We start from the raw sequence: 2,777 nt of genomic DNA, 5'->3' as shown, positions 1-2,777 counted from the left end.
TCCAACGGCGACAAGCTCACAGCCATACCCAGAGCCCCTGGGGTCCGACGATCTTACGAATGACCGCCTCAGGCCCACGTCTGGAAGGTAGGACAAGCTAAGGGCTTGCAGATCATTAACATGTCGTCTTGATCTTGTTGCTGGCCACGCTGCTCTGAGTGGGAACCTGTGGGAACCTGAGCGTGGAGGACCCTGAGGGCGGCTGGCGGAGTAGTGGCAGGCGGGATGTCGATGCCGTGCGCCTTGAGCAGTCTCCTGGTCTTCAGGAGGGTGCGGTGCATGGCGGTGCGGCTGCTGGCGAACAGCACGGCGACGGGTTCGGCGGCCAGATTGACGCGCAGGTGGAGCACTGCAGCCAGGACCTGGTTGGGAAAGGCGAGGTGGGGCGGGCGGCCGCGCGGGGTGTCTCCGTCCGGTGCCGGAGTCTGGACCAGGTCGTGCAACTGGTCCGGGGACATGCCGGTCAGCGCGGGGTCGGCCAGCAGGGCTGGTGTCCATTCCGGCTCGCACCATTGCGGAGTCCGGGCGGCGGGGATGGGCGGGGCCGGCTGGGGGTGCAGGACGTAGTTCCAGTCGCCGTGGAAGCCGTGGCGGGCCAGTGGCAGAGCCGCAGTCTCCGCGTCACCGATCTTTACTCCGGTCGGGTAGGTGCTGGTGTCGAGTTCGGCATGCACCCGCGGTCCAGTGCGGGTGGTTGTCGCGGCGATGGACTGCACGATGGCTTCGTGGCTGGTCAGCGGGCGGCCCCGCCAGTTCATGGTGATGTGGGAGAAGAGGCGGTGCTCGATCTTGTTCCACTTCGATGTCCCGGCGGCAGGTGGCAGGAGGTGATAGTGAGTCCTGTTTGAGCGGCGAGCCGGGCGAGCTCGAGCTTCCAGGCCCGGGTGCGGTAGCCGTTGGAGCCGCCCGCGTCGGCGGTGGTCAGCAGCCGAGCCGCCCGAGGGTAGGCGGCCTGCCCCTGGCCATGCCACCAGCGGCGGATCGATTCCACTGCGAACGCGGCGGTGTCGTGATCGGTGCCGGCGTTGACCCAGCCGGTGTTCTCCGCCAGGTCGCAGACCCCGTACGGGATCGCCTTCCCCAACCGCGGGTCGGCGAAGTCGTGCATGTCCACCAGCACCGGATCACCGGCCGGCCGCCACTGGCGGCCGTGGTTCTTGAACTCGCCGACGAGCTCTTTCTTCTTGGTGTCCACGCTGATGACCGGCTCGTCGGCGTCCCGATGCTCGCGGGCTTGCCCGTTGAGGTAGCGGAACTGTGCGTCCCGGTCGACGTGCTGGCTCCCCTCGAGGGTCTTGGCATCGCCTGCAGGCTGAAGCCTTCCTCCCGCAGCAGACCGGCGACGGTGTCCGCGCTGACCCGGTGCCCGGCCCGGGTCAGTTCCCCGCCAGTGCGCGGGTGGGCTTCACCGTCCATCGCAGCGGCGACACCGGATCACCCCGCACATCCGGTTCGACCAGCGCGAGCAGAGCCGGCCGCAGCCCCAGATAGAGTCTCGCGACCCGCTCGCGGCCCCCGCCCGGACGCCGCACCCGGCCCTTAAAGCTCCTCACCGGCCTCCAGCTCGAACACACCTTTGCGGACCGTCGGCTCGCTGACCGCAGCCGCCAGGGCGACGACCCGAACGCCGCCGCGCCCCAGAACACGGGCCCCGGCGGCCATCAACAACCGACGCTGCCGCTCGTCCAGACGCGGGAACAACACCGCGCACCTCACAGCGAGTTGATAACGAGTCTCGTCCGGGATACGCATACCACGCCAACGAGCATCAGACCGGGAAGCAACACCTTGATTCCCCGCAAACCCTTACTGATCTTTTCGTAAGTTCGGTGCTCGCCAACCTCGCCGGCGACCACCTCGCCGGTGTCGCCGACGCCACCGAACAAGGCATCCACCGCATCAACACAAAACCCCCACCTGCCCTGGTCCTTCCTCACCCACCCCGGACTCACATCCGCCCACCACTCCCACCGAACTTACGAAAGAGATCAGTAGCTGTCTAGAGGGCATCATCCTCAACCAGGCCATAGAAATCTTCCTTCTTGATCCTCTCCATCGATCGAATAACGCCCGAGCCGGCCATAATGTTAAGAGATCTAAACCACTCAGGCTTCTCGTTACCGTGCTCTTCGTAACTGCGTTGCAATTCTCTCACGGAATTCCGGAATTTCTTGGCCGTCTCCGCAATAAGGAATATTTCTGAAGCTTTAACCCTGACCTCTAACGCCGCCGACAGGAGCGACAGGAAGTCGAGTTGCAGAAGGGCCCGGTTAGCTTTCATTACCTCCTCGGAACGGTGATCGCCTCCGATTGCCAGGTGGAATTCATCCTTAACCGCTACATACTTTTTACGGAAAACACTGTACTCCATACCGAATTTAGCATAGAAGTGGACGCCTTCTTGCTGAAAACGGGTTTCGCCGACGGGACGCAGTGGCGGCATCCTCGAAGTGATCGCAGGTTGAGCGCTCTCTGTCGTCACTTCCGACGCTGGGAGGGGTCGCTCATGTAATACTCTTCCGCCGATCTCGGGTGCATTTCTGGCGGCCGCTCTAGATCCACCTGGAAGGCCGCCCGCAGTGTAAGTTTCTGGATCGTCTATATGACTACCTGCAGGATTTCGAAGGATGCGCAGAGTGATGTTCCCTGTAGGGTCAAGTCCATTAATTGGGTTTGCATTGAAGGCTTGGTATTTGTTGAGGGGTGTGGGGTGGGGGTCGCGGGTGGTGAAGCGGCCGGTTTCGGGGTGGTAGAGGCGTGCGGGGGTGTAGTCGGTG

General features: G+C 63.7%; 2 protein-coding genes and 1 pseudogene. All 3 read right to left on the bottom strand.

What is annotated here, in order from left to right; translation table 11 throughout:
- Nucleotides 1–115 precede the first annotated feature (115 nt).
- Nucleotides 116–1,752 (bottom strand): annotated as a pseudogene (locus IF89_RS41335) (ISAzo13 family transposase).
- On the bottom strand, nucleotides 1,713–1,895 hold the full coding sequence (locus IF89_RS47305; RefSeq protein ID WP_030776897.1) for a hypothetical protein: 183 nt from the start codon (nucleotides 1,893–1,895) through the stop codon (nucleotides 1,713–1,715). The pseudogene IF89_RS41335 and the gene IF89_RS47305 overlap by 40 nt, the downstream one beginning before the upstream one ends.
- Nucleotides 1,896–1,999: 104 nt before the next feature.
- A partial coding sequence (locus tag IF89_RS45415; RefSeq protein ID WP_324605407.1) for an RHS repeat-associated core domain-containing protein occupies nucleotides 2,000–2,777 on the bottom strand: 778 nt, incomplete at its 5' end.

Origin of the sequence: Streptomyces sp. NRRL F-2664 (assembly GCF_000719345.1) — a bacterium.
GTDB lineage: Bacteria > Actinomycetota > Actinomycetes > Streptomycetales > Streptomycetaceae > Streptomyces.
This window is presented reverse-complemented; position numbering and strand designations above follow the sequence as displayed.